This window comes from Actinokineospora inagensis DSM 44258, from assembly GCF_000482865.1.
Classification (GTDB): Bacteria; Actinomycetota; Actinomycetes; order Mycobacteriales; family Pseudonocardiaceae; genus Actinokineospora; species Actinokineospora inagensis.
Window position 1 is genome coordinate 1 of the sequence record NZ_AXWW01000104.1, and the last position, 5,077, is coordinate 5,077.

The window sequence follows — 5,077 nt, forward strand, 5'->3', positions numbered from 1 at the left end:
CGAGTGGTCGCGCAGTCGAGTGGTCGCGCAGTCGAGTGGTCGCGCAGTCGAGTGGTCGCGCAGTCGAGTGGTCGCGCAGTCGAGTGGTCGCGCAGGTCGCTGGCGATCGGTCGGCTAGGTAGCCGGTCGGATGGTGGCGCGGGCAGGGCAGACCGTGGTCCGGGGCAGCGCGAGTCACGGGATGCGGCGGCCGCGGAAGAGGAGCCAGAGGAAGTAGGCCTGCAGGAGAGCGGAGGTGACCAGGGTCGTGGCGGCGCTGATGCCATCCCACGGCTCGGGCAGGCCGGGGATCAGGATGATCACCAATGAGGTGGGCAGGGTCGCGCCGACGGCGAGGACGGGGGCGGACGAGGCGTCGGGGCCGTCGTGGGTGATCAGCAGGGCGGCGACGACCACGAACACCGCGATGACCACGCCGATGTAGCCCAATACCACCTTGCGGGCGGCCACCGCGTTGCTCCACCTCATCGGTCGCTGCCGAGGAGCGACATGGCGGCGTTGTGGCCCGCGATACCGCTGACACCGCCGCCGCGTTGGGCGGAGCTGGCGCAGACTAGGACGTTGGCGATGTCGGTGGCGACGCCCCAGTCGGGGGTTGACGAGTAGGGCCAGGTCAGGGCGCCGTGGAAGATGTTGCCGGACGGCATGGCCAGTTCGGCTTCCAAGTCCAGCGGGGTGCGGACTTCGAGGCACGGGTGGCCGTCGACGTGGGTGAGGCAGCTTTCGATCGGGTCGAGGAGGTAGCGGTTGAGGCCGGCGAAATAACGCGCGACGAGTTCGTCGCGGGCTCGGGGGTCGGCGAACAAACCAGTGGGGGTGTGCAGGCCGAAGAGGGTCAGGGTGTGCCCGTCCGGTGAGTCCACAATGGAGCGGTCGGTGAGCGTGTGGCAGTACATCTCGCCGGGTGGGCGCAGCGGGAGGTCACCGGCGGCACTCTCCCGGTAGGCCGTCTCCAGGTCCGAATAGGACTCGTCGAGGTGGAAGGTGCCTGCGAAGGCGTCCGCCGCGGGTACGCCGGAACGCAGGCGCGGGAGGCGGTCGAGCAGCACGTTGACCTTCAACTGCGCACCGGATGCCGTGTCGCGTGGTGGTCGGCCGAGCAGTCGGTCGAGAACGCTGGGCGCAACGCCGGACAGGACGTAACGGGCGGCGACCGTGTGCTCGACGTCGTCGTGCCGGTAGCCGACCTCGGCGGTCGTCCCGTCGGCGGAAACGGCCGTGACCTCGGCAGACGTCACGACCCGGACCCCGGATTCGCGGGCGACCCGCGCCAACTCCGCCGTCACCGCACCCATCCCGCCGACGGGGACCCGCCAGTCGCCAGTGCCGTTACCGATGACGTGATAGAGGAAGCAGCGATTCGCCATCAGGTCAGGTGACGCCAAGGAGGTGTGCGTGCCGATAAGGCCGTCGGTAGCGACAACGCCGCGCACTACGTCGTCGGTGAAGACCTCTTCCAGCGTCTGCGCGAGGGGCTGGTCGAAGACCCACCGCCACGCGTTGGCGCCAGCGGCATCGGCAACCAGGCCGCGTAGCACTTCTCGAGAGGGCAGCGGCGATAGCAGGGTGGAGGCCACCACCTCTGCCATCCGCGCGATAGATCCGTAGAACTCCTGCCACCGCTGGTACTCGGCATCCGAACCGGTCAGCGAACGGAAGGAGTCCTCGGTAGCGCTACCGCCCACCAGGAGTCCGGTATGCCTACCGTCGCGCACCACCGGCGTGTACGAGGACACGGCACGGTTGCGCAGCGTCAGCCGTAGCCCCAGGTCGGACACGATCTGGTCCGGAAGCAAGCTGACCAGGTAGGAGTACCGGGACAAACGCACGCCCGGGAACGGGCTGGCGCTCACTGCGGCCCCACCCACGTGGTCGAGGCGTTCGAGCACCAGCACCGACCGTCCCGCGCGAGCGAGGTAGGTCGCGGCGACGAGCGCATTGTGCCCGCCGCCGACCACGACTACGTCATGTGCGTCCACCAGTCCGACCGTAGTCGGCTAGCTCCGCAGGTAAGAAGCTCCGTTGAGGTCAAGAATCGCCCCCGACGCCCACTGTGCCTGCGGCGACGCCAAATACACGACAGCCGATGCCACCTCTTCAGGTGTCGCCACGCGACCGTATGGGCTCTGCGCGCGGATAGCGTCACCGCGCTCGCCCGACAGACGCTCGGAAACCCTGTCTGTGTCGACAAAACCGGGCGCGACAGAGGCAACGGCAATGCCGTGCGGGGCAAGGGCAACAGCGAGCGATTGCCCCAACGAGTGCAGCCCCGCTTTGCTCGCCCCATAAGCGGCGTTCTCCGGTTCACCCCGGAACGCGCCCCGCGAGCCGACGTTGACGATCCGCCCGCCGGTCCCCTGCTCGACCATGCGACCGGCGACCTGGTGGGTCAGGTTGGCCGCGCCGATCAGGTTCACGGCCAACACCTCCTGCCAGACGCGCGCCCAGGTCTCGTAGTCCGTGGTGACCGGCGGGTGTGACGTGGTGACCAGCGCGGCGTTGTTGACCAGGACATCGATACCACCGAGACCGTCCACAGTGGTCTGAACCAGGCCGGGGACGGCGGCCGGATCGGACAAGTCGGCACCAACCGCCAGGTGCCCGTCACCCAGTTCGGTCACCAACCGTTCGGCGCGATCCACCCGGCTGGAGTAATGCACGGCCACGCGGTCACCCAGCGCAGCGAAGGCGCGGGCGACCGCCGCCCCAATACCGCCGGACGCACCGGTAACCAGGATTCGCCGAGCAGGTCGTACCCCGTATTCGTTCCCACTATTCATGTTCACACCCCACCTGTGTTGCCGGATAAAGGAAGTATGACCTCATTGGTATGTACCAATATGGGCGATCCCCCTCCTACCGTCGGGTCTTACCCTGCACAACTCGCCCTCGGTAGGAGAGCGTGATGAACCGGAAGTTCACCGCCGCAGCCACGGCGGTCTTAACCGCGGCCGGTCTCGCGACCGCAGTAGCCATCAACAACAACGCGACGGCGGCCCCCGCCACCCCGCAGGCGCCCGTCGCCGACGCGGCCTCACCGCAGATGCTGGCCGCGATGGCCCGCGACTTCAAGATCACCCCCGACCAGGCCCGCCAGCGGATGGCCCGCGAGCAGAAGGCCACGGCCAACGAGCAGGCGCTGCGCACCACGCTCGGCCCGGCCTTCGGCGGCGCGTGGCTGGACGCGGGAGCCACCACGTTCACCGTCGCGCTGACCGACGCGAGCAAGGCCGACCAGGTACGCGGCCTCGGCGCCGTCCCGAAGGTCGTCAGTCGGAGCGAGTCCCAGCTCAACGACGCGAAGGCCAAGCTCGACCGCACCGCCAAGCAGGCCCCCAAGTCCGTCCCGGGCTGGTACGTCGACACCACCACCAACACCGTGGTCGTGCTGACCAAGTCGGGCACCCAGGGCACCGCGGCCGCGTGGGCCAAGAGCGCGGGCCTGGACACCGCCGCCATCAGCTACCAGGAGACCACTGAGGCTCCGCGCACGCTGATCGACGTCATCGGCGGCAACGCCTACTACTTCGGTGGCGGCAGCCGCTGCTCCATCGGCTTCGCGGTCAACGGTGGCTTCGTCACCGCGGGCCACTGTGGTACGCCCGGCACCCAGACCACCCAGCCCAGCGGCAGCGTCGTCAACTCGACGTTCCCCGGCAACGACTACGGCTGGGTCCGCGTCGCCGCCGGTAACACCCCGCGGCCACTGGTGAACCACTACGACGGCACCAACGTCAGCGTCGCGGGCAGCACCGAGGCCGCCGTCGGCGCCTCCGTCTGCCGTTCCGGCTCCACCACCGGCTGGCACTGCGGCACCATCCAGCAGAAGAACGCCACCGTGAACTACCAGGAAGGCTCCGTGTACGGCCTCACCCGGACCAACGCCTGCGCCGAACCCGGCGACTCCGGCGGTTCGTGGCTCGCGGGCACCCAGGCGCAGGGCGTCACCTCCGGCGGCTCCGGCAACTGCACCTCGGGCGGCACCTTCTACTTCCAGCCGATCAACGCGGCGCTGTCCGCCCTCGGCATCCAACTGCTGACCTCCGGCAGCACCCCGCCCACCTCCGGCACCACCACCACGACGCCGGGCACCCCACCGGGCAACACCTCGTGGGCCCCGTACACCAACTACGCCGTCGGCGCGACCGTCACCTACAACGGCGTGTCCTACCGGGCCATCCAGGGCCACTACTCCCTGCCCGGCTGGGAGCCGCCAAACGTGCCCTCCCTCTGGGCCCAGACCATCCGGTAAATCCCCTCCCCCCAAACCGGGCCGCTCTCGACGAACGCAGGCGTCGAGAGCGGCCCACCTTTTTGCCCCACACGTGTGAACTTTCCGCCCCCCTCCCCTACGACCTGCACACCTCCCGCCAAGTTATCCACAGCCCGCCCCGCCCCCTCCCCTTCCCGCTCACCGACCGGTAAACTGGGTCCGGGGCCGCCCCCCGGTGAGGGTGGGGGCCGGGCTGCGCCCGGGGGTACGCGCTAAGAGCGCTGGTGGGCATAAGAACCCGTTGCCGAAGTTGTGCCGCCTGGGTTTTGTTGGCTCTTAGGCGTGATTGGTCCGCCGCCTGGACGCACGGTCTTGATGATGCCCGTTCTTGACCGCATGCCGACCTCCGTTCTCCGCATGACCTCTAGTTATCCACAGGCTGAGCTCGGGTGCGCTGTTGACCTTCGTCAACCGGTAGACTGGCACCGGGGTCGCCCCCCGGTGAGGGTGGGGGCCGGGCTGCGCCCGGGGGTATGCGCTAAGAGCGCTGGTGGGCATGAGAGTCCGTTGCTGGGGTTGTGCGGTGCGGGGGGGGTGGAGATCTTGGGCGTAGTTGGTCCGTCGCGCCCGGACGCGTGGTCTTGATGATGCCTTCTCGACGGGGTGCGGACTCCAACTCCCCCATGACTCGAAGTTATCCACAGGGCAAGCTTGGGTCCGCTGTTGATCTTCATTGGCCGGTAGACTGGCATCGGGGACGCCCCCCGGTGAGGGTGGGGGCCGGGCTGTGCGCGGGGGGAAGCGCCTGAGGGCGCTGGGGGGGTTGAGCGCGGGTGGGTGTGAGGGCTGGGTGGGGGGCAGAAG

4 protein-coding genes are annotated in these 5,077 nt (G+C 68.9%); 1 reads left to right on the top strand and 3 read right to left on the bottom strand.

The features are described from left to right. Positions 1–174: 174 nt before the first annotated feature. Genes H504_RS0126080 through H504_RS0126090 form a run of 3 tightly spaced genes read right to left on the bottom strand, consistent with a single transcriptional unit; the run spans position 175 to position 2,780 of the window. Positions 175–468 carry an SCO4225 family membrane protein gene (locus H504_RS0126080; protein ID WP_157440642.1) on the bottom strand — a complete coding sequence of 98 codons (294 nt, stop codon included), beginning with the start codon at positions 466–468 and terminating at the stop codon, positions 175–177. After that, the gene (locus tag H504_RS0126085) at positions 465–1,979 is read right to left on the bottom strand and encodes a phytoene desaturase family protein (RefSeq protein WP_026425176.1); all 1,515 of its coding nucleotides are present in this window, start codon (positions 1,977–1,979) and stop codon (positions 465–467) included. Before H504_RS0126085 ends, H504_RS0126080 begins: the two co-directional genes overlap by 4 nt. Before the next feature lie 18 nt (positions 1,980–1,997). Further along, positions 1,998–2,780 (bottom strand): SDR family NAD(P)-dependent oxidoreductase, encoded by a 783-nt coding sequence (locus tag H504_RS0126090; protein ID WP_035306221.1) that lies wholly within the window; start codon positions 2,778–2,780, stop codon positions 1,998–2,000. Between the two features lie 125 nt (positions 2,781–2,905). Here H504_RS0126090 and H504_RS0126095 point away from each other — a divergent pair, with 125 nt between their 5' ends. Then, the gene (locus H504_RS0126095) at positions 2,906–4,252 is read left to right on the top strand and encodes an alpha-lytic protease prodomain-containing protein (RefSeq protein ID WP_026425178.1); all 1,347 of its coding nucleotides are present in this window, start codon (positions 2,906–2,908) and stop codon (positions 4,250–4,252) included. Positions 4,253–5,077 lie beyond the last annotated feature (825 nt).